The organism is Spiroplasma syrphidicola EA-1, assembly GCF_000400955.1.
In the GTDB taxonomy this organism is placed as follows: domain Bacteria; phylum Bacillota_I; class Bacilli_A; order Mycoplasmatales; family Mycoplasmataceae; genus Spiroplasma; species Spiroplasma syrphidicola.
In genome coordinates, this window is the sequence record NC_021284.1 from 258,413 (window position 1) to 284,667 (window position 26,255).

Annotated in this window: 27 protein-coding genes and 1 riboswitch; all 27 genes read left to right on the forward strand. The window is 29.4% G+C overall.

Annotated elements, in window-relative coordinates; genetic code table 4:
* Positions 1-8: 8 nt before the first annotated feature.
* The 27 genes from SSYRP_RS01230 to SSYRP_RS01360 all read left to right on the forward strand — a co-directional run bounded on the left by SSYRP_RS01230 (position 9) and on the right by SSYRP_RS01360 (position 26,251).
* The gene (locus tag SSYRP_RS01230; RefSeq protein ID WP_016340491.1) at positions 9-2,216 is read left to right on the forward strand and encodes an ATP-dependent helicase; all 2,208 of its coding nucleotides are present in this window, start codon (positions 9-11) and stop codon (positions 2,214-2,216) included.
* Positions 2,217-2,230: 14 nt separating this feature from the next.
* Positions 2,231-3,145: a helix-turn-helix domain-containing protein gene (locus SSYRP_RS01235; protein WP_016340492.1), complete on the forward strand. Its 915-nt coding sequence runs from the start codon at positions 2,231-2,233 to the stop codon at positions 3,143-3,145.
* A 93-nt stretch (positions 3,146-3,238) separates the two neighbouring features.
* On the forward strand, positions 3,239-3,502 hold the full coding sequence (locus SSYRP_RS01240) for an HPr family phosphocarrier protein (RefSeq protein WP_016338638.1): 264 nt from the start codon (positions 3,239-3,241) through the stop codon (positions 3,500-3,502).
* 113 nt (positions 3,503-3,615) lie between these two features.
* A complete protein-coding gene (gene tsaD, locus SSYRP_RS01245) occupies positions 3,616-4,569 on the forward strand; it encodes a tRNA (adenosine(37)-N6)-threonylcarbamoyltransferase complex transferase subunit TsaD (RefSeq protein ID WP_016340493.1) in 954 nt (317 codons plus the stop codon).
* 21 nt (positions 4,570-4,590) lie between these two features.
* A complete protein-coding gene (locus SSYRP_RS01250; protein WP_016340494.1) occupies positions 4,591-5,406 on the forward strand; it encodes a MurR/RpiR family transcriptional regulator in 816 nt (271 codons plus the stop codon).
* Positions 5,407-5,409: 3 nt separating this feature from the next.
* On the forward strand, positions 5,410-6,240 hold the full coding sequence (locus SSYRP_RS01255; RefSeq protein ID WP_016340495.1) for a MurR/RpiR family transcriptional regulator: 831 nt from the start codon (positions 5,410-5,412) through the stop codon (positions 6,238-6,240).
* Between the two features lie 79 nt (positions 6,241-6,319).
* Entirely contained in the window at positions 6,320-7,030 is a 711-nt protein-coding gene (gene deoD, locus SSYRP_RS01260; RefSeq protein WP_016340496.1) for a purine-nucleoside phosphorylase, read from the forward strand.
* Between the two features lie 14 nt (positions 7,031-7,044).
* Complete coding sequence (gene asnS, locus SSYRP_RS01265; protein ID WP_016340497.1) at positions 7,045-8,412, forward strand: asparagine--tRNA ligase; 1,368 nt, start codon at positions 7,045-7,047, stop codon at positions 8,410-8,412.
* A 137-nt stretch (positions 8,413-8,549) separates the two neighbouring features.
* Positions 8,550-8,867: a helix-turn-helix domain-containing protein gene (locus tag SSYRP_RS01270; RefSeq protein WP_016340498.1), complete on the forward strand. Its 318-nt coding sequence runs from the start codon at positions 8,550-8,552 to the stop codon at positions 8,865-8,867.
* Positions 8,868-9,019: 152 nt separating this feature from the next.
* On the forward strand, positions 9,020-9,505 hold the full coding sequence (locus SSYRP_RS01275; protein ID WP_016340499.1) for a hypothetical protein: 486 nt from the start codon (positions 9,020-9,022) through the stop codon (positions 9,503-9,505).
* Positions 9,505-9,975, forward strand: a complete 471-nt coding sequence (locus SSYRP_RS01280) for a hypothetical protein (protein WP_016340500.1) — start codon at positions 9,505-9,507, stop codon at positions 9,973-9,975. Before SSYRP_RS01275 ends, SSYRP_RS01280 begins: the two co-directional genes overlap by 1 nt.
* A 72-nt stretch (positions 9,976-10,047) precedes the next feature.
* Positions 10,048-10,914 (forward strand): Pr6Pr family membrane protein, encoded by an 867-nt coding sequence (locus tag SSYRP_RS01285; RefSeq protein WP_016340501.1) that lies wholly within the window; start codon positions 10,048-10,050, stop codon positions 10,912-10,914.
* A gap of 93 nt (positions 10,915-11,007) precedes the next feature.
* The gene (gene rpsP / locus SSYRP_RS01290; RefSeq protein ID WP_016340502.1) at positions 11,008-11,304 is read left to right on the forward strand and encodes a 30S ribosomal protein S16; all 297 of its coding nucleotides are present in this window, start codon (positions 11,008-11,010) and stop codon (positions 11,302-11,304) included.
* Between the two features lie 73 nt (positions 11,305-11,377).
* Positions 11,378-11,866, forward strand: a complete 489-nt coding sequence (gene rimM / locus SSYRP_RS01295) for a ribosome maturation factor RimM (RefSeq protein ID WP_016340503.1) — start codon at positions 11,378-11,380, stop codon at positions 11,864-11,866.
* Position 11,867: 1 nt separating this feature from the next.
* Positions 11,868-12,596, forward strand: coding sequence for a tRNA (guanosine(37)-N1)-methyltransferase TrmD (gene trmD, locus SSYRP_RS01300; RefSeq protein ID WP_016340504.1), 729 nt, complete (start codon positions 11,868-11,870; stop codon positions 12,594-12,596).
* Between the two features lie 16 nt (positions 12,597-12,612).
* The gene (rplS, locus tag SSYRP_RS01305) at positions 12,613-12,975 is read left to right on the forward strand and encodes a 50S ribosomal protein L19 (protein ID WP_016340505.1); all 363 of its coding nucleotides are present in this window, start codon (positions 12,613-12,615) and stop codon (positions 12,973-12,975) included.
* Positions 12,976-13,045: 70 nt separating this feature from the next.
* Complete coding sequence (locus SSYRP_RS01310; protein ID WP_016340506.1) at positions 13,046-13,906, forward strand: P-loop NTPase family protein; 861 nt, start codon at positions 13,046-13,048, stop codon at positions 13,904-13,906.
* A gap of 57 nt (positions 13,907-13,963) precedes the next feature.
* On the forward strand, positions 13,964-14,845 hold the full coding sequence (gene ylqF, locus SSYRP_RS01315) for a ribosome biogenesis GTPase YlqF (protein WP_016340507.1): 882 nt from the start codon (positions 13,964-13,966) through the stop codon (positions 14,843-14,845).
* The gene (locus SSYRP_RS01320; RefSeq protein ID WP_016340508.1) at positions 14,838-15,452 is read left to right on the forward strand and encodes a ribonuclease HII; all 615 of its coding nucleotides are present in this window, start codon (positions 14,838-14,840) and stop codon (positions 15,450-15,452) included. Before ylqF ends, SSYRP_RS01320 begins: the two co-directional genes overlap by 8 nt.
* A 62-nt stretch (positions 15,453-15,514) precedes the next feature.
* The gene (locus SSYRP_RS01325; protein ID WP_016340509.1) at positions 15,515-17,050 is read left to right on the forward strand and encodes a polysialyltransferase family glycosyltransferase; all 1,536 of its coding nucleotides are present in this window, start codon (positions 15,515-15,517) and stop codon (positions 17,048-17,050) included.
* 127 nt (positions 17,051-17,177) lie between these two features.
* Positions 17,178-18,836: an FAD-dependent oxidoreductase gene (locus tag SSYRP_RS01330; RefSeq protein ID WP_016340510.1), complete on the forward strand. Its 1,659-nt coding sequence runs from the start codon at positions 17,178-17,180 to the stop codon at positions 18,834-18,836.
* 152 nt (positions 18,837-18,988) lie between these two features.
* Positions 18,989-19,807: a P-loop NTPase fold protein gene (locus tag SSYRP_RS01335; RefSeq protein WP_016340511.1), complete on the forward strand. Its 819-nt coding sequence runs from the start codon at positions 18,989-18,991 to the stop codon at positions 19,805-19,807.
* Between the two features lie 79 nt (positions 19,808-19,886).
* Positions 19,887-19,984, forward strand: a riboswitch (purine riboswitch).
* Between the two features lie 82 nt (positions 19,985-20,066).
* Positions 20,067-20,588 (forward strand): phosphoribosyltransferase, encoded by a 522-nt coding sequence (locus SSYRP_RS01340; protein ID WP_016340512.1) that lies wholly within the window; start codon positions 20,067-20,069, stop codon positions 20,586-20,588.
* An 8-nt stretch (positions 20,589-20,596) separates the two neighbouring features.
* The gene (gene guaA / locus SSYRP_RS01345; protein ID WP_016340513.1) at positions 20,597-22,138 is read left to right on the forward strand and encodes a glutamine-hydrolyzing GMP synthase; all 1,542 of its coding nucleotides are present in this window, start codon (positions 20,597-20,599) and stop codon (positions 22,136-22,138) included.
* A 155-nt stretch (positions 22,139-22,293) separates the two neighbouring features.
* On the forward strand, positions 22,294-24,327 hold the full coding sequence (locus SSYRP_RS01350; protein ID WP_016340514.1) for a hypothetical protein: 2,034 nt from the start codon (positions 22,294-22,296) through the stop codon (positions 24,325-24,327).
* Positions 24,328-24,360: 33 nt separating this feature from the next.
* Positions 24,361-25,566 carry a DNA methyltransferase gene (locus SSYRP_RS01355; RefSeq protein WP_016340515.1) on the forward strand — a complete coding sequence of 402 codons (1,206 nt, stop codon included), beginning with the start codon at positions 24,361-24,363 and terminating at the stop codon, positions 25,564-25,566.
* A gap of 43 nt (positions 25,567-25,609) precedes the next feature.
* A complete protein-coding gene (locus SSYRP_RS01360; protein ID WP_016340516.1) occupies positions 25,610-26,251 on the forward strand; it encodes a hypothetical protein in 642 nt (213 codons plus the stop codon).
* The last annotated feature ends 4 nt before the right edge of the window (positions 26,252-26,255 follow it).

Consider the following 26,255-nt stretch of genomic DNA (forward strand, 5'->3'; position numbering starts at 1 on the left):
CTTAGAAAATGTTAAATGAATTTATTACAAACTTGAATCCAAACCAACGTGAGGCGGTTTTAGCGATTAAAGGACCTGTTCGAATTATTGCTGGGGCCGGGAGTGGTAAAACCCGCGTTATTATTAATAAAATTGCTTATTTAATTAAATATGCTAATTTAAAACCATGACGAATTTGTGCGGTAACTTTTACTAATAAAGCCGCAAATGAAATGAAAGAACGGATTATTGACTTAATTGGTCCTGATGGCAAACAATGTAGTATTTCAACCTATCACGCCTTATGTGTGCGTATTTTGCGCGAAGATATTGATACTTTAGGCTATAATCGTAATTTTAATATTATTGATAATCAAGACCAAGATAGTATTTTTCGAACAATCTATAAAAAAATGGATTATAAGTATGATAATAATGAAGCTAAGTTATTAAAAAGTACCTTGTCAAATTGAAAGAATGATTTTATTTCTCCAGCTAGTGCAAGTGCTAATAACAGTGATAATCCGAATGCTCGTCGCTGAGCGCATGTCTATAAACTTTATCAAGAACGTTTATTAGAATTAAATAGCTTAGATTTTAATGACTTAATTTTATTAACTTACCAATTATTTCGTGATCATTTAACAGTTTTAGCAAAATGACAAGGTCGTTTTGATTATTTTTTAGTTGATGAGTTCCAAGATACAAATGATTTACAATTTAGCATTATTAAGTGATTAACAGGAGAGCAACAAAATATTACGGTTGTTGGGGACCCTGATCAAACAATTTATTCATGACGAGGGGCTAAAATTAGTTTAATCTTAAATTTTGATCGCGAATTTAAAAATACCGAAACGGTTATTCTTGATCAAAATTATCGTTCAAGTCAGAATATTTTAAATTTAGCGAATAGTTTAATTGAGAACAATCCGAATCGGATTAAAAAAGAATTATTTACCGTTAATCAAAGTGGGATTAAACCAATTTTATATCACGGTCATAGTGGTGGGGATGAAGCGGAATTTGTTGCTAGCAAAATTCGTACCCTTGTTAAAAATGAAGAATTACGCTACCAAGACATTTTAATTTTATATCGCGCAAATTATTTATCACGTGATATTGAAGGAGCTTTAGCTGACTATGGGATTTCTTACCATATTTATGGGGCGTTTAAATTCTATGAACGTAAAGAAATTAAGGATGCTCTATCTTTTTTACGCTTATTAGTTAATAATGATCCGTTAGCGTTACAACGGGTGTTATTATTATTTCCAAAAGTCGGGGAAAAAGCGGTGGAAAATGTTTTTGAATTAATGGGGACAGAACAATTAACAGGAAGTGACTTATTAATTAAACACCGTGAATTATTAGGAACGGGGTTAGCAAATAAATTAGAACCGTTAACAAGAGCTTTGATTGCTGGGCAAGCAGCGTTGCGAGAAGAGAAAACAATTGGTGAGATTCTAGACCAATTATTACAAGAAAGTGGTTACTTACAGCTTTTAAAAGATAATTTTGAAGAAGAACGGGTTGAAAATATTAAAGAGTTATTTAACTCAATTAATAAATTTGATCAACAAAATAAAGATTTAAGTGGCATTGATTTAGTTAATGAATATCTCCAATTAATGGCGTTACAAACTGACAATGATAATAATTTAGTTTCAGAAGATGCCGTTGCTTTAATGACAATTCATAATGCTAAGGGATTAGAAAAAAAAGTTGTTTTCATCATTGGTTTAAATGAAGGAATTTTCCCTTCGGCTCAAGCAATTCGTGGTGGGGCTAACCAGTTAGAAGAAGAACGACGAACATTTTATGTGGCGATTACTAGAGCAAAAGAACAATTATTTATTAGTTATGCTGATGGCTTTTCCTATATTACTAATAATGAACGATTCCCATCCCGCTTTATTAAAGAGTTAAATGAAAATTATTTTGATTTAATTGAAAGTGAACAACCAAAAGCAGAACCAAAATATATTGATAAGTTCCAAAATTTTAAAAAGGATTGAAGAATTAGTTTAGAAGATTTTGGTTCTCAAAAATATTTAAATAGTAAAGCAACTGATGCAGCTAAAAACAAGTGAAAAATTAATGATACCGTTAACCATGAATTATTTGGAACAGGAGTAGTTGTTAAAATTATTGCCCAAAATATTCAAATTGTCTTTCCGTCACCAATCGGCTCAAAAATTATTTCAGCTGATAGTAAGGCAATTACAAAAGGATAAAAAGAGGTGGGAAAATGAAAATTCGTAATTATAAAGAGTTAGCAAAAATTGCCGGCTGTGGAGTGGGGACAATTTCACGCTATTTTAGTGGTGGCTCGATTAGCCCTCAAATGGCTCAGCGTATTGAGGCAATTTTAAAAACAAATGAGTACGAAAAGAAAACTGAAAATGCGAAAGTAATTTATCTCTTATTACCAACTAATTTAAACCCAAGTTATTTTGCTCTTTTTCAGAAATTATTAAATTCTTTACTAAATCAAGAGTATGCCGTTAATACAATTTTCTTAACTTCTAACTGAGAACAACACGATGAACAACAGTTAAAATTATTAATTAACAGTAATTTTGAAAAAATAATTCTATTTTGACCAGTGGCAAATGGTTTTATTACAGAAATTCTTGATTTTTTACAGCCTTGAAAAGAACAAACGATTTTAATTGGTCAAAACTGTCCAGGGTGAACAACTTTCTTTATTAATAACGAAAAATTAATGTATGATTTTACAATGCACTTACTGGCTAAAGCTAAAAATATTTTATTTTTAAGTACAAAAGAGAATGATAATAAAGAGTTTTATCGGGGTTATTACAAAGCTTGTCAAGAAGTGGCAATTAACCCGCAACAATTAGTTTTACAAAAAAATGGGGAAGCAGATGAAGTTAACTTAACAAATGCAATTATTGATAATAAGATTGAAACAGTTATTTGTTATGAGGATTATTCGCAGTTTTTATTAAAAAAACTAGCAAATTATCCTGTTTCAGTCGCAACAATTACTTGTAACAATGAAGATATTAACCAACCCTGAAAAAATGATAAAACAATGGTAATTGATTGAGCGGAAATGTTAACAAAATTAGTTGCAGTTCTTAATAATCCAGACCAAAAAGCAGAGACAGTCGAATTACGCTATAAAATTAATGATTAAAAGGATAAAAAAACGGAATATTTTATTGAAAATTATATTTCTTTGATATAATTATTAAGGACATTAAGATTTATATTTAAGGAGGAAATTTGAATGGCATCGTTTAAGGCTATTATTATTGATCCAGTTGGTATGCATGCTCGTCCAGCCGCATTAATTGTAGGAGAAGCAGGAAAATACAAATCGGATATTACAATTTTTTCAGGAGGAAAAAGTGGTAATTTAAAATCAATTATGACAATTATTGCCTTGGGTATTCACAAGGGAGCAGAAGTTGAAATTGTTGCAACTGGTGAAGACGAAGAAGCAGCAATTAGCGGAATTGAAAAAATAATGAAAGATAACAAAGTTATATAGTTATTACAATTCATAAAAAATTAAAATTTTAGAAATTTTAATTTTTTTTTGAAATTTTATCAAAAAGTTTATTGTTTTAATATTTAGTATATAATTAAAAATGAGGTGTAAATATGGTCATTTTAGCAATTGAGACAAGTTGTGATGAAACAAGTATTGCGGTTTTAGCAGATGGAAAAGTATTAAGTAATGTTATTTCGTCGCAAATTGCAGAACATACAAAATTTGGAGGGGTTGTGCCAGAATTAGCATCACGTCTACATTTAAAAAATTTAAGTTATGTTTTATCACAAGCACTTCATAACGCCAAAATAGCAATCACAGATATTAATTATATTGCATATACAGCAACTCCAGGTTTAATTGGAGCCTTGCATATTGGTAAAGTTGCCGCTGAAACATTAAGCACTTATTTGGAAATTCCTTTATTACCTCTAAATCATTTGTCAGGCCATATTTATGGCGCGGCAATTGACCAACAATTTGAATTTCCATTATTAGCATTATTAGTTAGTGGGGGCCATACACAATTAATATTAATGACAAGACATTTAAAATTTGAAATTCTTGGTTCAACCCTTGATGACGCCGTTGGCGAATGCTACGATAAAGTGGCGCGAATGTTAGGATTAAGTTATCCTGGGGGACCAGTAATTGATCAATTAGCTCAAACCGGTAATCCCGACCGCTATCAATTACCGTTACCATTGAATGATAAAAGTTACAACTTTTCTTTTAGTGGTTTAAAATCAGCCGCTGCTAATTTGCTTACTAAAATTAGAAATCGGGGAGAAGAACTAGCTATTAATGATTTTTGTGCAACATTTCAAAAAGTTTGTGTTGATACTTTAATGCAAAAATTAACAATGGCAATTAAAGAATATCAGCCAAAAATGGTTGTGCTAGCTGGTGGTGTTTCTGCTAATCAAAGTTTACGAAAAGCTTTTTTAGGGTTAGAGTCCTTAGGAGTAAAAGCGGTTGTTCCAAAATTAGAATATTGTACCGATAATGGGGCAATGATTGGGCGATTAGGATACCAAGAAATTTTAAATAATAACAATAAATAGGAAAAAAGGAGAATTATAACGATGGCATCATTTCTATCGATTTTAGAAACATTTGATTCTAAAAATTTTACAAAAAAAGAAAAAGAAATTATTAAATACATCCGTGAAAATATGCGCGATGTAACAACAATGAATATTGAGGTTTTAGCTCAAAAAGTTGATACTGGATACAGTGCAATTTATGGTTTATTACGAAAAATGCAAATTAAAGGATATCGAGACTTTTTAATTTCAATTGCGGCAGATGTTGAAATTAAATCATTAGATATGAGTAACATGGAACAGTTAATGAAGAAAACCTATTTTGATATTATTAATCAAAATGACACAATGATTGATAACGAGTTAGTAGGACAAACTGTTAATGCAATTACTGGGGCATATCGGATTTTTGTGATTGGAATGGGAACAACAAATTCATTATCACAAACATTAGCATTAGAATTATATCGTTTTGGTTTTAATGCCTTTAATTTAGATGAAAATGAAGAAGATTTAGTCGTTCGTGCTCGTTTTATGACAAAAAATGATTTAATTATTGCTTATTCATTATTTGGCGATAATGAAGCTGTTAATAAAGCCTTAGCAATTGCAAAAGACAATCAAGCAACAATTGTCGCAATTTCGGGAAAAGATATGTCAAAAGTTGTTAAATTAGCTAATTGAACACATATTATTTCAACCCCAAATCAAAAATTAAATGACAATGAAGTTTATGTTAATAAATTATTACCTTGAATGTATTTCACAGATGATTTAATTAATCGTTTATGGTCTTCAGGCTTTGTTGATCGTGAATTTGTTTTAGCTAAACAAGAAAATCGTTGAGATTACTAATTCATGGAAGCAATTTCAATTTTATCAAAACTATCAATGATCCAAGGTAGTTTGACCAAAAAAGAAACAAAAATTGTTAATTATCTGAAAGCAAATATTAATAACCTACGGACAATTAAAATTGAAGATTTATCAACAGCAACCGGAATTGGTTATTCACCAATTTATTCGTTAATTAAAAAGTTAGGTTTCCAAGGTTATCGTGATTTTGTTATTGCGGTAGTTGCTGAACAAGAGCGTTTAAATAATAGCAATTTAAATGCCGATGCAACTGAAAATATTTCCCAGTTTTATCATGATATTATTCAACGCAATAATCAAGTTTTTGATAAACCAACGTTGCAAAAAATTGTTGGCTGATTTAAAAAAGCAAAAATAATTTCAATTGCTGGTTTAGGAATGGCAGAATTAGCCGCCCAAGAATTATCAACACGGTTATTTTATTTTGGTTTTTTTACAAATGTTTTATCAGGAACGGATGAAAATATTATTTTAAAAGCTGCGGCGTTAAATGAAAATGATGTTTTAATTTGTTTTTGTTTAGATCATCATAACAGTATTTTAATTAATGCCACAAAAGAGGCGAAAGCCCGCGGCGCATATGTTATTGCAGTTACAGCGAAACTAAATACTGATATTAGTCGCTATGCTGATTTAAATTATGGGATTATTACTTCGGCATTATATGATAAGAGTGAAGTAATGATATCAAGTTTATTACCATTGATTTATTGAAATGATACCTTGTTACAACATATTATGGCGCTTGATAGCGAAAAAGAATATCTTGATAATAAAGCAAGAATGATTAGAGTTGTAAAAAAATACCGATAATGCTTAAAGAACTATCATTTTTAGCAACTTGATAGTAAAATGATATTAATAAAAAGCAAAGAAAGAAAGAAGGAACAAAATGACACCACATATTAATGCGGAAAAAAAAGATATTGCTAAAATTGTTTTAATGCCAGGGGACCCATTACGGGCAAAATTTATTGCCGAAAATTTTTTAGATAATTATCGATTAGTAAATGATGTTCGTAATATGTTTATGTATACAGGAACATACCATGGGAAAGAAATTACAATTGCTGGAAGTGGAATGGGCTGCCCTAGTATTGGGATTTACTCATATGAATTATTTAAGTTTTATGATGTTGAATGTATTATTCGAATTGGTTCAGCTGGAAGTTATGTTAGTGAATTAGATGTTTATGATTTAGTTAATGTTACTTCAGCATATGGGGAAAATAATTATGCGAAAATTGTTGCTGGGCTTGATGATCAAGTATTATCCGCATCTTCAGAGGTTGTTGATTTAATTACAACAACAGCGCAAGGGTTAGGGTTAAAGCTTAAAAATGCTCGTGTTCATTCTTCTGATGTTTTCTATCGTCAAAACCCTGATGATTGAAAAAAAATTAATAAAGAATATGACGCGCTTTGCGTTGAAATGGAATCTTTTGCCCTATTTGCTAATGCTCGGGCTTTAAATAAAAAAGCGGGTTGTTTATTAACAATTTCTGACTCTTTTATTAGTGGGGCTGTCACAACAGCGGCAGAACGCCAAAATAATTTTAAAAAAATGATGGAATTAGCCTTAGAAGCGATAATTAAATTTTAGGAAAAAGGAGAAATATGATTAAGATTGTTGATTTGTTTAATAATAAAATAGCAAATGATGAAGTTATTACTGTTGGGGGTTGAATTAAATCAAACCGTAATAATGGGAAGTTAGGTTTTTTAGTTCTTAATGATGGTTCGGCTTTTCAAAATGTTCAAGTTGTTTATAAACCAACTGAGGTTGCAAATTTTACTGAAATTGAAGGAATTAAGCTTTCTTCAGCGGTAAAAGTAACTGGGAAGTTTATTTTAACGCCAACAGCAAAACAACCATTTGAAATTCAAGCGCAAGCAATTGAAATTTTAGATGAAGCAACAGAAGATAGTCCCGTTCAAAAAAAAGAACATTCATTTGAATATTTACGAGAAATTGCTCATTTACGCGCTCGAACAAACACTTTTAATGCTGTTTTCCGGATTCGTAGTAGCTGTGCTTTTGCCATTCATAAGTTTTTTAATCAAAAAAATTTTATTTATGTTCATACCCCAATTATTACTGGTAATGACGCCGAAGGAGCAGGGGAAGCTTTTATTGTTACTACTCGTAGTGATGGCAATTATGCGGAAGATTTCTTTGGCAAAAAAGCTAGTTTAACCGTTTCAGGGCAATTACATGCCGAAGGGTTTGCCCAAGCGTTTGGTCAAGTATATACGTTTGGTCCAACGTTCCGAGCGGAAAATTCAAATACAACAAAACACTGTGCGGAGTTTTGAATGATTGAACCAGAAGTAGCGTTTAATGATCTAAGCCAAAATATGGATTTAGTTGAAGAAATGATTAAAGCAATTATAAATTATTTATTTGCTCATAATTTTGCTGAGTTAACATTTTTAAATGAAACAGTTGATCCAACACTATTAGAACGTTTAACAACTTTAAAAGATAGTGCCTTTGATAGAATGACATATACGCAAGCAATTGATGTTTTAACAACAGCTTTAAATAATAATCATCCGTTTGAAAATAAAGATATTTTCTGAGGAATGGACTTACAAACTGAACATGAAAGATTTTTATGTGAAGAAATTAGTAAAAAACCAATGTTTTTAACTGATTATCCAAAAGATATTAAGGCTTTTTATATGAAAGTAAATTCAGATAATAAAACAGTCGCTGCCTGTGATTTACTAGTTCCTGGAATTGGGGAATTAGTTGGAGGTAGTGAACGAGAAAGCAACTATGACAAAATTATTGCTCGCTGCCACGAAATGAATGTTCCGGTTGAGGAATTAGATTGATACTTAGATTTACGAAAATATGGTTACTACAAAAGCGCTGGTTTTGGTTTAGGTTTTGAACGATTAGTGATGTATGTAACAGGAATTTTAAATATTCGGGATGTAATTCCGTTCCCCCGAACACCAAAAAACTTATTATTCTAAAATTGAAATATGCTGTAAAAGAATTTTATTAAATAATAAAATTTTTTTATGCTATAATCGTTGTATTGCATAGTTAGGAACAACTTAATTACTTTGCCTTTATTTTGGGACAAAAAAAGGAAAGAAAGGGGATTTTTTTGAACGAAATTATTAAACAATTACGGATTACGCGAGGTTTGACGCAACGAGAGTTAGCGGAGATATCAGGGTTACAGCAATCAACGATTTGTCGAATTGAGAATAATTGCTCAGCAACTAGCTGAAGTAAATTATTAGCCCTATTAATTGCGTTGAAAATTGACGTAAATGATTTTATTACCAAACTTAATTCATTTAATCCTGGAAAAGTATGTGAGTTTTTATCATTAATTATTGATAATCCTAAAATAAGAAAAGAATTAGCTAATAATCCAAAGTTATTGGCGGCCAAAATTTTAAGAATTTTTTCAAATTAAAATAATTTAAATAAATATGTAATAAAGATTTTTCTAGTTATGCAATTAGAAAAAATATGATAAAGCTACCCTTTTTGTAAAGGGTTTTTTCAGTTTCCCCCCCCTTAATGTTATAATTAGTAGGAAAGAGGTTAAATAACCAGGAGGAAAATATGATCTGAAATTATTATTTTATTTTTGACAGTAATGGAATTAATCAAGAAATCCGTTGCATTTGTCGCTCAGAAGAAGATGCTGTCTTAGCTTTACAAGATTGTTATTTAGATAATAAATATAACGAAGACATTGTGAAACAAATTTCATTTTGTTTGGTTTATAGTTATGATGATGCTAATGAAAGTTATGAATTTAACAAACGCTTAACAGGGGAATTTATTAATGACTTATTGTTATGTAAACAGTGTAATCGAATTAAACAAAAACTAAATTCTGATAAAATTTGTTCAGAATGTGAAAATGAATTAATTGGTTTAGAAACATTTAAATGTGATTTATGTAAAAAACAACGTCTAACTCGTGATGATTTTGCCCGCGAATTATATGGGGAATTAATTTATGAAGGCCACAAATACAAAATTTGTTTTAAATGTGCCGAACAAAACTATCAAAAACAACCAATGAAAAGGGAGGGGAAATAATGAATATCCAAAAAAATCTATATGTTATTTTTTATGTCGAAGACCCCAATAAACGTCGTAGTGAAAAAGTTGTTAAAGTTTTTACAACAGCAGAACAAACAGTTAAATATTTATTAACAAAAGTAACAATTGATGGAAAAAAAGTCCCAAAAGATAATCGCTGAATTTTACAAGTATTTAATTATATTCCAGCAGATGATCGTTATGAATTTTCAAAATGAGAAACAGCGCAAGTTAAAAGTGTTGTTGGAATTTGTACCCATTGTCATGAATACTTTGCCCGCGAAAACAATTTAAATATGTGTGATAATTGTTTTTTACAAGTGCAAAAAGGCTTACAAGAATGTGATGTTTGTCATCAATTCTTTAATCCAATTGGAACAAAATTTGTTTCGAATGGTGATGTTTTTCCATCATTGGCTTGTGTTGATTGCTCAAAAGATTTAATTAAAAATTTAAAATTAAGCTAAGAAGACTGCTAGTCATTTTATGCTATAATAACGGTAGAAATTAATATTTTGAGAAAATATTAGGAGGAAGAAATGTTAAAGTGAAATAATAAGATATTATTTTGATTTAGATTAGGGGCCTTACTATTAGTGGTATTCTTTTTAATCTTTGATCTAGTTTTAACAATTACCAACCCTTCAGGACTGAACGCTGATTTAGGATATGCAGAACGCGTGTCAAATTATTATGCTTTTTTTACAACGCAAAGTAATTATATTGTTGCGGCTTATTTCTTAGGTTATTTATTTGAATCAAAATTCCGTAATAGTCGCCCATCAGATGTGATTAAATTAGCTGTCGTAACATATATTACAGTAACAATGCTTGTTTTTTGATTTGGGATTTTTACCAATACCCAAACAAATACTTCATATAGTTCTTATGAATGGGCTTCAACGATAATTTTACACTTAGTGATTCCATTCTGTATGATTTTGAGTTATATTTTAACCGCTGGAGAAAGCCAATATAACATCCGCAACCACTATAAATTATCATTATGATTAATTTTAGTTTATCCTGTTTTATATTTTGTTGTGATTTTAATTCGGGGGATTTTCCGCCAAATGGATCATCGCCCAGAAGGAACGTGATTTCCCTACTTCTTTTTAAATATTTACCAACCAAATGGGATTTTAATCTTAGCGTTAATCTTTATTTGTATTCTGGTTTTATTTGTTGGGTTACAATATATTTACTTATGAATAAACAATATGTTATTTAGACGGAATAAAGGGGAAACCTTAAATATGACAGTAAATAAAAAGGTTTTTGGGATTAATACAAAACCATTGCCAATTAAAAATGAAAAAGTATTTATTCCGGCTACTTTAATTAATTTAAGTAAAAGTTATGATAATAACGGATTAATTACCGATTCTCAAAAAAATGTTAAGTAAAAGTGCTTGACACTTTTTTTTATTTCGGTAGAATATATAGTGATGTTAAGTTTTATAGTTTAACAGCAGAGATTTTTAGAAAGGATATTTAGTATGGTAAAACTACGTTTAAAAAGAACAGGTAAAAAGAAAGCAGCTTTTTATCGCATTGTTGCAATTGATGCTCGTGTCAAACGTGATGGTGAATACATTGAATTAATTGGAACATACAACCCAATTAATGGGGATGTAAAAATTGATCAAGAAATTGCTTTTAAATGACTACAAAATGGGGCGCAACCAACTGATACTGTTCGTAATTTATTAAGTAAAGCAGGTCTAATGACAAAATTACATAACGAAAAACAAGCAGTTAAAAAAGATAGTGCCAAACCAAAAAAAGGAAAATAGCATTTCGCTAAATTCATCAGATTAATTATTATTTGGGACCAATATTAAAATTAATTAGAATAAGGACATATTTATGGAAAATTTAATTAAAGTTTTTACAATCAAAAAGCCCCATGGAATTAAAGGGGAGTTAAAAGTGATAAGTTTAATTAATCTTAAAACTTACGCAACTGTTGATAATAAATTAGCGTTTATTAAAATTGGTGAAATTTTTAACCCCGTAACCGTTGAAAAAGTATTTGGAACAATTGATAAATTAGTCATGCGGTTAAAAGAATATCGTAATATTAATGATGTTACTAAATTCCAAGGTTGTGATGTCTATTTTAAAAAAGATGATATTGGTGATGTTCCAGTCTTAACTTCATTGATTGGATATCAAGTAATCAAAGATGATGAAATAATTGGTACTGTAATTGACCAGTTAGAAACAAAAGCTCATCCGGTTCTCCGAATTAAAGGTTTGGACAATGATCAAATAATGTTAATTCCAATTGTTAAAGAATATGTTCAAGCAATTGATGAACTAACAGAAAGGGTAATATTAGATAAGGTGATTTAATGTGAAAAAATTTACAGTCTTAACTTTATTCCCAGAGATGTTTGCCGGATTTGTGACGACATCAATTATTAAAAAAGCCCTTGAAAGAAAGTTAATTGCGATTGAAATTGTTGATATTCGTGATTATAGTGTTGGTAAACACCATCAAGTTGATGATTATCAATATGGTGGGGGGCAAGGAATGGTCTTAATGCTTGAACCTTTGGTAAAAGCAATTCGGGCTCATCAAACAAGCAATAGTCTTGTTGTCTTATTAACCCCCCAAGGACAAACTTACCAACAAAAAATGGCCGTTAATTTGGCCAATGATAAGGCTGATTTAATTTTAATTTGTGGTCACTACGAAGGTTTTGATGAAAGAATTTTACATTATGTGGATTTAGAACTTTCCTTGGGAGATTATGTCTTAACAGGGGGAGAGTTAGCTAGCATGGTCGTAATTGATAGTATTGCCCGATTAGCAACAGATGTTATTAATCCAGAATCCCATCAAAATGATTCTTTTTCCGAAGAGTTATTAGACTATCCGGTTTATACGAAACCAGTTACTTTTGAAGGCCATGAAGTACCAGCGGTATTATTAAGTGGTCATCATCAAAATATTGCCCAATGACGGGAATTTAAAGCTTTTGAAAAAACCTTTTACAAAAGACCAGATTTATTAAAAGATAAAAAATTATCTGAACTGCAACAAAAATGGTTAGCAGAATTAGAACAAAAAGAAAATTAGAAAGGAAACAAAGATTATGAATATGCGTTTAGTAGATGAAGTAACAATCAGTCAACTTCGTAATGATTTACCTGAATTTTCATCAGGAGATACTATTCAAGTCCATTACAAAATTCAAGAAGGAAATAAATTTAGAATCCAGCTTTTTGAAGGAGTTGTAATTAAATTACAAGGTAGTGGAATTACAAAATCAGTAACAATTAGAAAAATTAGTAATGGAACTGGTGTTGAAAGAAACTTCCCAATTCATTCACCTTTAATCGAAAAGATTCAAGTTGTTAAATATGGGAAAGTACGTCGCGCAAGAATTTACTACATGAGAGATCGTCAAGGTAAAGCTGCTCGTATTAAAGAAATTATTAATCCAAGAAAAAAATAATATGTCACAATAAAGAAAAAATTGCATATTATTCGACAATAATTTAATATCACGAGGAGGTATATTAGTTATGCACGCAGAACAAGGTGAATTAGTGTCCTCTAAATTTATTAAAACTAGTAAAAAGATTTTAGATTTAGCAAAGGAAATGGATGTTGTCGTTGAAATTGTGGACGCCAGAATCCCCATTTCTGGGGCAAATTTATTGGATTACCATGCTTTGGGGAATAAAAAACGACTAATATTTTTAACAAATCCGCACAGAGCAGACGCCAAGCAAACAGAAGCTTGGGTTGAATTTTATAACAACAACGGAATCAAGTGTCAAATTCTTGATACCGATAAATTATTGCTAGAAGATAACCAAGAATTTCTTAACAGTGATTGAGCTGAAGAATTAATAAAACTTAAAAATAAAAAAATCTTAATAATTGGACTACCAAATAGTTTACGAACTCTGGTATTGGCGAATTTATTCAATTTACCAGAATTAGCTGATGGTATCCCAAGCAACTTATACTGAAAATCGAAAGCAACACGCTTTCCTGATGTTGAAATTATGGTAACCCCTGATATCACACCGTTAAATCCCTTTGACCAAGAGGTATATTGACATACTCAAATGTTAGGTATCTTTACTGTTGAAGGTAATGAGGAAAGTGTTGCTGTAAAATTATTTGAATTTTTAGTTAAAAAATATAAAAAGAAATTAGAGGAAGGCTATGGTCTAACGCCAAAAGAAGCAATTAAGGTTAATGACATTGTTAAATGCTTAATTAAAATTATGGCGATTACCAAAGGAATCCAAATTAACGAAATTTCTGATTTAACAGAGGCTTGTACCAACTTTTTTGAAGATTTTATTAGTGCTAAGCGCATAAATAAAGTAACGCTTGAATGAGTTAGTGATTATGAAAAAAAATCCTTATAATTTTGTAAGGATTTTTTTATTTCGTTATAATTAAAGTAAGAAAGTTTGAGGGGTAATATGAGAGCAAATATTCATTGGTTTCCTGGTCATATGGCGAAAACAATTCGCCAATTAGATGAACAGAATAAGTTAATTGATTTAGTAATTGAAATTGTTGATAGTCGGATTCCGAACTCATCACGGAACCCTTTAGTTGATAAGATTTTTGCTAATAAACCAAAGCTGATGATTTTAAATAAAAAAGATCTCGCCGACCCCAAAATTACAGCAAAATGAATTAATTACTATCAACAACACGGGCAAATGGCAATTACTTTAAATAGTAAGGATTTACAAATTAAAAAAGAAATTATTGCAAAGATCTATGAAGTTTTAGCCCCAAAAATTAATAAAGCGCTGACAAGAGGAATTAAAAATCCAAAACTTAAAGTGTTAATTATTGGGATTCCAAATGTGGGGAAATCAACTTTTATTAATGCGTTAATTAAGCGCCAATCAGCTAAAGTTGGTAATAAGCCAGGGGTCACAAAGGGCCAACAATGATTAAAATTAAATGAACAAATTGATTTAGTTGATACGCCGGGGATTTTATGACCAAAATTTGATGATCCCCAAGTCGCTTTAAATCTCGCCTTTACGCGATCAATTAAAGAAGATATTTTACCAAAAGAAGAAGTTGCCTTTGGAGCATTAAAGTTTTTTTATCAGCATTATTTTGCCCCATTAAAAGAGATTTACCAATTAACCTATAATCCGGACGTTAATCTTGATGATGAAGTAACGGTCTTTAATTTAATGTTAGAAATGCAAACAAATAAATTTAAAGTTAAAAGTGAGGATAATATTGATCGGATTGTGAACGATTTTTTAAACCACCTTTGAAATAACCAATTAGGACTAGTATCGTTTGAAAGTCCACTAAAGGAAAACAATGAATAAATTTGAACAAGACCTTTTAAAAGACAATCAACCAATTGAATATTTAGCAGGGACAGATGAAGCTGGCCGGGGTTGTTTAGCAGGACCGTTAGTAGTGGGGGCTGTTATTCTTCCACGAGATTATCACAATCCAGCGATTAAAGATAGTAAAAAACTATCAGAAAAGAAACGACTCGAATTATATGATGAAATTATTAACGTGGCAATAAGTTATCAAATTATTGTAATGTCGGTCAAAGAAGTGGAAGATTTAAATCCAAAACGAGCAAGTATTGTTGGAATGGAACGAGCAATTTCAAGATTATCTGTTAAGCCAGATTTAATTTTAACAGATGCTGAAAAAATTGATGCTAAGTTTAACTATATCGCAATTATTGATGGGGATAATTTATCACAAACAATTGGCGCTGCCTCAATTTTGGCAAAAGTTTATCGGGATAATTTAATGCAAGAATATCACCAGCAATTTCCCCAGTATCATTTTGACCAAAATAAAGGGTATGGAACAAAACACCATTTAGCAATGCTAAAAGAACATGGTTATACTGCAATTCATCGCAAAACTTATCAACCAATTAAAACAATGGTTGCAGAAAATTTAGAATAAAAAAAATTTATTCTTATTGAATTCAAAAATATGAAAAATTACTATCAAGGAGAACAATAAAAATGAAAAAATTATTATTAATATCAGGAGCTGTTAGTATGTTAACTAGTAGCTTTGCGGGGCAAATTCCAGCCTTTCAACAAGAAACATTAGAACAAAAAGCACCCCGCGCAGGACAAGGAATATTAGATAATGTAAAAGAAAATTTATCAGACAATAAAATAAACAATATTTCAGTTTATTTTATTGGACGTAATGGGGCTTTTATTGCGATTCAAGAACTATTATCGGCCTTATTAACTGCCCAAAATTCCAAGAAAGAAGTTTATTTTTATTTAAGTCCGGGGATTAAAGATAGTGATGCCATTGGAACAATTAATTGATCAGCAATTACAGCTCACTTTCCAAATTTTCATTTTGGTCGCTCACAAACACAAGAATATATTACTGACCAAGATTTAAAAGCGGTAAAAGATAAATTACAACCAGACCAGAAAATGGATGTCTATATTGAAGATTTTGCCTTAGGACAAATTCGACCAACGCAAATGATTACTGATTTATCAGCATCATGGTCATTAATTGATTCAATTACCTTTCCAACTGATGGTGTTGGCCATTTCGGTTTTACGGCAAAAACACAACAATATCTAAATCAGTTATCGGACAGTACAAAAGATTATTATAGTGAAATTTGACAAAGTCTTTTTACTGGGGAAAAAACAACAGCTGATTATAGTAGTAAAGATTTAAAAGGGGCTAGTCAGTATTTACCAGCCATTACAAATTTTGGTCAAGGCTTTAATAAAGTTAATAGTTGAGTTGCAACAGACCAATATTATTTAGAGGGAACAACTTCACCACGAGCTTGAAATGAAATTGGGACAGGGTTGCACCAAGCCTGAACAGCCATGACCCCAGAAACGCAAGACATTTTTAAAACAGCTTATAACTTAAATAAGTTTGATTTTTCATATACAACTGATAAAAAAAATATTGTTTACTCTGGGTCGTTAATGAGCGAGGCGACAGCTTTAGCGAATGAAGCAGCTGTAATTGTGGATAATTATAACAAGTTTCATCAAAATTATGGGCAAGTAAATATTTTATATAAACCTCATCCGCGTGAAAAACAAAGTAACCTTAATAAATTAACAGAAACTGTTAAAAAAACAGTAAATGATTATAGCGATTGATTTCATATTGTTCCCCAAGAAGTACCAATTGAAGTTTTCCCATTAACAGATACCTTTATAACGGATTTAAATGTAGAAACTAAATTTGCATATTATATGTTTGGAACATCAACATCAGTTCAAACGTTTTATGAAGCGCAAGCCACGCCGCAAATTATTCAATTTATTTTTCCAACTACTCAAGATATTACAACAGCGCTTAATTGATATGGTAAAAATAGTACAGTCTTAGATTTTAGTAAAGCATTTAGTCAAAATATGCCAGTAAAACATAATCAGTGGCTTATTATTTTATTAGCTACTTTAATTCCAACCGTTGTTATTATTGCCAGTGGTGTTGGAGGATATTATCTTTATCGTCATGTGAAAAAAAGTAAAAAACCAGTAATAAAATCAGAATAGTATCTTCTGATTTTTTCTTTTCCTTTTATAGCAAAATATTAGGAAAATAAATATTTTGCTATAATAAAGATATTAGTAAGCAATTATTGATTACAAAGGTACTAATTTGCAAAGGAGAAATTATCTTATGAAAAAAATTGTTATTATTGGTGGAGGTGCTGGTGGGGCTGGTGCTGCGGCAAAATGCCGTCGGTTAGATGAAACAGCTCAAATTACTGTTTATGAAAAATCAGGGTTTGCGTCTTATTCAAATTGTGGGTTGCCATATTATTTTTCTCATAAAATCAAAAATTTTGATAGCCTAATTCTAAATACCCCCGAAGCGTTAAAAACTAATTATAATTTTGATGTGTTTGTTAAACATGAAGTATTTGCCTTAGATGTTCCAACAAAAACGATTAAGGTGAGAAATTTATTAACAGGGACAGAATTTAGCGATAATTATGATGTTTTAATTATTGCGGCGGGGGCCCCTGCCTTACGACCAAATATTCCAGGGTTAGCAGAAAGTAATAATGTCTTTTCCCTAAAAACTCCTGATGATATTTTAGCAGTTGATGAATATCTTAAAAAACATGGTGAACCTGAGGATGTTGTCATTGTTGGTGGTGGTTTTATTGGCGTTGAAATTGCGGAAAATTTTAAAATTAGAGGGGTTAAAAATGTCACAATTATTGATGCCCAAGATCAATTATTTTTAACTGTTGATAAAGATATTGCCGCTTGAGGACATAAAGCCTTATTAGAAAAAGGAATTACCTTAAAATTGCAAAAAAGTTTAGCAAGTTTTGCAGATAATGGTAAGACAATTGTTTTAGCGGATGGGGAGAAAATTAAAACGGATTTAACATTTTTAACAATTGGAGTTCGCCCGGAAGTAGAAATTTATCGTCAAAATGGGATTGTGATCGGAACAACTGGAGGGATAAAAACCGATAAATATCAAGCAACTAATATTAAAGATATTTATGCAATTGGTGATATTGCTGAAACATTTGATCTAGCGGGGAATCCTGTGCGAATTGCTTTAGCGACTCCGGCCTCTCGCCAAGCGATAGTCGCCGCAAATCATATTTATCAAATTAACGATGAATATAAGGGTAGCCAAGGAACAAATGCTATTAGTATTTTTGAAACAACAATTGCATCGATTGGTAAAACAGAAAAACAATTGCAAAAAGAAGAAATTAAATATCACAAAGTTGTTGTGGCTAAGCAAAATAAACTAGGATTACTAGGAGGACAATTTATTTGATTAAAACTCTTGTTTACTAAAGAAGGTGTGATATTAGGAGCTCAAGCTGTTGGACCAGAAAGCACCGAAAAACGAATTACCTATTTAGCAATTGTGATGTATGCCAAACAAACAGTTTTTGATTTAGTTGAATATCAAGTTGCTTATAATCCTGTTGTTGATAATTCTTTTGATGTAATTAATATGGCTGGGCGAGCAGGGCGACTTGTTCTAGAAGAAAGTTATCAAATTGCTTTTGTGGAAGATGTTGAAACTTTACTAGAACAAGGGTGAACAATTTTAGATGTTCGTAAACCAGGAGAACTAACGGCGATGGGCCAAATTCCAGGGTCAATTAATATCCCGTGAGATCAATTACGTTATCGTATTAAGGAATTAGATTTGACAAAAAAATATTTGGTTCATTGTCGTTCAGGGGCTCGCTCATATAATGCAACTTTAATTTTACAAGCGCATGGGTTTAAAAAAGTTAAAAACCTTGCGGGAGGTTATGAATATTGAATGGTATATCAACAGTATCATAACCTTTAAAAGATGTTAAAAAAATTAACATCTTTTTATTTTGAATCTTGCTGATCTGTTAAATGGTGGATTACTAGTAATCTTTGGAAAATAATAATATAATATATAAGTATAAAACAATAGTAACAATTAATAATTGATTAGTTAGGCGGAATAAAGCGATGAATTTATTTAATAGTGCTTATGATATTTTTTATGAAGTTATGACGAGTTGAGCCAATTGATTGTTTTTTGGCTTAGCAATTTTTGGTTATTTAGTGTTCTTACTGTGCTATTGAATTTACTTATTTTCCCAATGAAAAACTAATTTAAAAAGAGCAAAATATGATGCTAATGAAGAACTTTTAAAAACAAAAATAAATCCAGATGGAGAAACTCAGCAAGCAATTACAATAATTATTAACACAATTGGGGAGATGATTAATAATAATGATGCGGAGAACATCTTATTTATTGATTCAAATATTAAAAAAGATGCTATTTTATCCCATTGTTGACAGTATTATGAAGAAGATAAAACTTATAATAGTTCTTATGTTGATTGCCAAAAGCTTGAACAAAATCGCCACCATGAGTATGGCTCATTATTAATTGGGCGATTAGTTTCTTTAGCGAATTATAAAGTCTATATGAATAAAAAAATGCGAATGAAAGTAATTAATATTTTTGCTTCAAAATTACCATTTACTCCGGCTTCCGATATTAGTAATTTAGAAGTACAAAAGAAAACGATTATTTTTTTAGATAATATTGATGCTTGTAAAGCTGATACGATTAAGGATACCTTAGAAATTATTAAAAATAGTTTTTTAGATATCAGTAACTTAATAATAGTATGTCCAATTAATAAACATCATATGACCAAAGTCTTAAACCATTATTATTCATATAACTTAGTGTTATCAGAAGAAGAATTAGCCAATAATAAAGTCTTTGATCATTATGCCAAAGCAACAAATAGTAAAATTATTGAAGTATAAAAAATAAAATCGGTTTAAGATTTTATTTTTTATTATCGGCTAATTTAGTTGCAAAATAACGAGAGATAAGTTATATTTTATTTATAACTAAATAAAAACTTATATATGCTAGTAAGATGAACTAGCGTTTCTACGTCTTGTCAATCTTAAGATACTATAGGTTATGAAATTTGTATGATAGCATATTTTCTTTTACATAATCAGTTTAGGAAGTTAAATTGTTTATGTTTTTATTTTTATGGGGTAAAGGAGAAAAATAGTGGATAAAGAAAAATTAGAATTGTATATTTCTGCTCAGGAAATTCAAAGTCGGATTAAAGCTTATGGGGAAAAAATTACTAAACTTTATCAAGGAACAACTTTACATTGTATTGGGATTATGAATGGTTCATTATTCTTTTTTAGTGATTTACTACGTCAGATTGATAACTATATTGTCATTGATACAATTACGGTTTCAAGTTATCAAGGGGTTAATTCAACTGGAGAAATTATTTTTAGTAAAGCCGTGACAAAAAATATTGAGGATAAAGATGTTTTATTAATTGAAGATTTAATCGATACAGGGAAAACTTTATCAGTTGTCATTGCGGAAATTAAAAAATTAAAACCAAAAAGTTTACGAGTGGTTTGTTTAGCAGATAAAATTGATTGTCACCCAGACTTTAAATATGAATATGAAGCCTTATTTGATATTAAAGATGAGTTTGTCGTTGGTTATGGATTTGATGTTGATGATCGTTATCGTCAGTTAGAAGATATTTATATTTATAGAGGATAGGGGAAATTATGAAAGAAAAAAATTTTATTGTTATTTTAGATTTTGGCTCACAGTATACCCAGTTAATTGCTCGCCGAATTAGGGATTTAGAAGTTTACTGTGAGGTATGACCTTATAATGTTGAGTTAGAGAAATTAAAAGCGCCCGGGATTAAAGGAGTTATTTTATCGGGCGGACCAGCTTCTGTTTATGCCGAAGATGCTTTTCTAATTGGAAAAGAAATTTATCACTTAGGGGTTCCTGTTTTAGGAATTTGTTATGGAATGCAGTTAACTTGTCATTTATTTGAGGGAAAAGTAAGTCGTGCGGCAAAACAAGAATTTGGGTTTGCTAGTTTAATGCTAGATGAAACAAATGATGAGTTATTTTATCAAATTAAAGATAATGAACAAGTATGAATGAGTCATGCTGATCATATTGAAATTTTACCCCCAGAGTTTAAACAATTAGGACATAGTGTTAATTCAATTAGTGCTATTAAGCATAACTCATTGCCAATTTATGGTTTACAATTTCACCCAGAAGTAACTCACACCGTAATTGGGAAACAATTATTAGCTAATTTTGTTTTTAAAATTGCTAAGTGTTCGCCTGATTGACAACTTTCATCATTTATTGAAACAACTGTTGAAAATATTCGCACAATAGTTAAAGAAGATAAAGTTATTTTAGCTTTATCTGGGGGAGTTGATTCAAGTGTTTGTGCGGTCTTATTAAATCAAGCAATTGGTACTCAATTACAATGTATTTTTATTGATACGGGATTATTACGCTTAGATAGTGGTTGAAATGATATTCAACAGTTACAACAACAATTTGGTTTAAATGTGATGCGCATTGATGCGAAAGAACGTTACTTTAATAGTTTAAAAGGGGTAACTGATCCAGAACAAAAACGTAAAATAATTGGTCAGTTATTTATTGAAATTTTTAATGAGGAAGCCCAAAAAATCAAAGATGTGAAATGATTAGGACAAGGGACAATTTATCCCGATATTATTGAATCAGTTTCGGTTAAAGGACCATCAGCAACAATTAAATCCCACCATAATGTTGGGGGCTTACCAAAAGAAATGCCGTTCCAATTAATTGAACCATTACGAGAATTATTTAAAGATGAGGTGCGTAAAACCGGGGAATTACTAGGAATTGGTCATGACTTTGTTTATAAGCATCCGTTCCCAGGACCAGGCTTAGCAGTTCGAATTATTGGGGAAGTTAGTCCAGAGAAAGTTGATATTTTACAACAAGCTGATCATATCTTTATGGAAGAATTACATAAGAATCATTTGTACCATGAAGTATCACAAGCTTTTGTTGTTTTATTACCGGTTCAATCAGTTGGGGTAATGGGTGATGTCAGAACCTATGGTTATACCGTTGTATTACGTAGTGTTAATACAACCGACTTTATGACTGCGCATTGAAGTGAATTACCTTATGATTTCTTAGCTCATGTTTCACGTAGAATTGTCAGTGAAGTGTCAAATATTAACCGGGTAACTTATGATATTACTTCAAAACCACCAGCAACAATTGAGTGGGAATAAAATAAGAGTTAAAAATAGAATTTATAAATAAATTCTATTTTTTGTATTATAATTATCTTATATTAATAGTATTAATTTAAGTATAAATAATTTTTATAAAATATAATCCTTATTATTAAAAAATATTTATTTTTATAGAAAGATTTTAAAGTAAGATGGTTAAAAATGATACAAGTAAAAAACTACAAAAACACCAAAATTTTGAAGTTTCTAATTTAAGATTATGAGGAGATAATCCAAGATATACTAATTTTAAAAATGTAAAAATATTAGATATTGGAAAACAAGATTATGAAATACAATCACAAAAAGACATATATAATATTAATTTAATAAACTCATATAAAATGCTTTGTGATAACAGTCAAAAAATAAAAAAATTGTATGAATTAGTTGAAAATATAATAAAAGGTGGTTTTGATACAGACGCGGATGAAATATTAGTTACACTTTCGCCAGAGTTAATAAAAATAGATGGGATTAAATATCAGGATACTTATTATGTTTTAGAAGGGAATAGGAGATTATTTGCTATTCACTTAATAAATGATTTTAATAGAGCTAGAGAAGTTTTAAAAAGAGAAATTGGAGAAGTAGCATATAAAAATTTTGAAAAATTATTTTATTCTATAAAGGAAAGTATAATAAATATTGAGTGTAAAATTTTTAATGTATTAGAAAAAGGAGAAAAGCATACTTGAAAAACTTTAAATTCTCGTCATTTTGGAAATAGAAAGGGAAAATTAAATTGGCCAAGAGGTACTGTATTAAATATTATCGATACAAAGGTTAGAGACTTTAGAAAAGATAATTTTATAGATGATAATTTGGAAATTTCTCAAGAGCAATATGACAATATGATTATTGAACTTGAATCTTATACAGGGAAAAAAATCTCACAAATAGATTTGTTAAGTGCACTTTGATCAACAACTGTAATAAAAATTTATAATTCTAATTCAAAATCAAAAGAAATTACTTTTGAAAATACTGATGAGGAATTGGAAAGTAGACAAGAAGATTCAAATTATTCTAATGAAAAAACAGAAACAGATAAAAAATTGTTTTCAATATCGTCATTAGAGCTAGCACCAAATACTATTAAAATTATTAATGATATTGGAGAAGCAGAAACATTAAAAGAAAAAATCTCATTATTAATTAATCCTAAAAAATGGACAGTGGAACACTCACTTTCAAAAGAAATTTGAAAGAATTTAGCTATATATTTGGTAGAAGCAATTAAAAATAAAAAATTAAATACTAGAGTTTTTAAGGAAGAATATGCCACTGAATTATTAAGTATATTATCAGAGGACACAAGATTATCAAATAAAACATTGAATACATCTAATGATGGGAAAATTAATTTTGATCAAATTACTTTTTTAGGTTTAAAAAATATAAGCGTAGATAATATTAAGTTTGCTACAAAAGAAGAAAAAATAATTTATGATCAGTTTATTAATTTAATGCCTGAAGTTGATGATATTATAAAGTTAATATTATTTTTAGATTCAAAATTAAGTAATATTACAAATAAATATATTTATTCTTTATTATATGTCTGATGTAAAGAATTTAAGCCCCTTATTTTAAGCAAATCATATTTGCAACCTATTCACTATCCTTATTTTAGTATTGCCTCCTTATTACGCTCAACGAGTGAATTGTTATGTAATTTATGAGTTATACTAGACTTAGATATTCAAAATATGGCGTTGGAAGAGTTTTCGAAAAAAGCAGGAAAATACAAAATTAAAACTTTTAATCATATTTTTGAACAAATTAAAAATAATAATTTTAATGAGCATGTATCTGAGCAGTTTTGTAAATATTGTGAGGGTAAAAAATTTATACAATATATAGATACAACTGATTTAAAATTCAAAATAGCTTTTGAAAAATTCATTATAAATTTAGAAAATTCTAATAATAGTTTTGTAAAATCTTTTTATTTAAAATATAAAAAACAAATTGATTTAGAAATTACACAATATGTGACTTATATAAAATGAGCTGAAAATACTGATATTTTAAATAGGCTTATTCATAAAAATCATTATATATATGATTTAGTTAATGAAAATATTACTCCATTATTAATTGATGAACTAAAAAAGAATTTTCAAATAATTATTAGAATGCTTACTTGATTTAAAATGTTTATTATTGAAAGTGACATTTAAAATTTATTATTTTAAAAATAAAGGAGAACTAATATGCAATTAGTGAAAGTAAAACTCTTAAATAAAAATAAATTTATCTTATTGGAAGAGAAAAATACTTGAAAAAAAAGAGGTCGTCTTTGAGGAGATTGAACTCATAGAATATGTTCTTATGTAGCAATGTTTTCACCAGCATTAGCTGAATATTTTATTGACCAGTATGCTCCAAATGATAAGGACATAGTTTTAGATACATTTTCTGGAAGAGGAACAACTTTATTACAGGCAAGAATAATGAATAAACAGTCATATGCTGTAGATTTAAATCCGTTTGCATATGTTCTTAGTAGGGCAAAAGCAAAAAGTTTTACTGAAGATAAAATAATTAAAAGAATAAAAGAATGAGAGCTAGAATATTTAAAATATAATAATAAATCAGATAATTTAGATGATATTAATCAAGATTTAAAAGTTTATTATAGTGAAAAAAATTTAAAACAAATGTTATTTATCAAAAAAACATATGGTGAAAATTTTGCTAATTTAACAGATGAAGATAATTTTATTTTGGCAATTACATTAGGCATTATGCATGGGCCAATGAGAAAAAATGGAGAAAGTATTTATCTATCTTTAAGCATGAGTAATCATACTTCTATGGCAGTAAATTATGTAAAAAATTATGCATTAAAACATAATTTAACAAAGCCAGAAGATAATGTTTTTGAAAAAATATGTAATAGAGCTAGATATATCTTTAAAAAATCTGATTTTTTTGATAATGAAGCTCATGTTAAATTAGGTAATGCATTAAACATTTCAGAATATTTTAATATTACTCCTAAATTAGTTTTTACATCACCACCATATTTAAATATAATAAACTATACTCAGCAAAACTGGTTAAAAATGTGAATGCTTGGTTTTAATAATAAAGACGATAACAAAAAAATTAAATTAGATGATAATCATAATATTAATGAGTATAAAAATTTTATGTTACAGTATTTGAGTAATATTTCACAGATATGTGATAAAGAATCAACAATTGTATTGGTTATTGGTGATGTAAAAAAAACAAATAAACTTGAATATTCTTTTGAAAATATATGAAAAGACTATCAACACTTATCAGATTTAGAATTAATTAGAATTTATGAAGATACAATTAACCAAAAACTTAAAGCAACAAATTCAATGGGTGATAGATCAGGAAAGGCTACCAGAGTTGATAAAATATATGTTTTTAAGAAAAAATAGATTTAACTAATTTAGAAGTTATTTTAGAAAGAGTGATGAAATTATGGGTTCCAAATATTATCGAGAAAAAGCAAGACAAAGATTTAAAAATAAATCATTCACAAATGATTCTATTGAATTAATTGCACTATCTATAGATATTAGAAGATCAACGCAAATGCCATTTTTATTAACTAAAGAAGAAACAGTTGAAATAGTAAAACCATTTATTGAGGAATGCTATATTCTTCTACAGTCTAGAACCATTTTTAATAATTTTATTTACGCAGGTGATGGAGTAATTGCAGTAGCGCATGTTAACAATAATAAAGACATTTTTAATGAAACATTTGATGCGGCAATAGATATTAATACTTATTTAAGAGATTATAGAAAATGAGTTAAAAAAATGTATAATTATCATTTTGATGTGGGTATTGGTATTACTTATGATAATAACACATATCGTGAATATATAAAAAATATGCCTAATAGTTATAATAATGTGCTATATATTGGAGGTGCAATATCTAAGGCAACAAAATTATCGGGTATAACCCCCAAAAACATAAAAGGAGAAAAATGTTATATTAGTGCTTCAAAAGAATTTAGAAAATTTTTAAGTGAGGAAAACAAAAGATTTATTAAACTAAAAAACTCTAAGGGAACAGTTTACTATTCTAGTACATTTTGAAAAGAAGATTAATAAT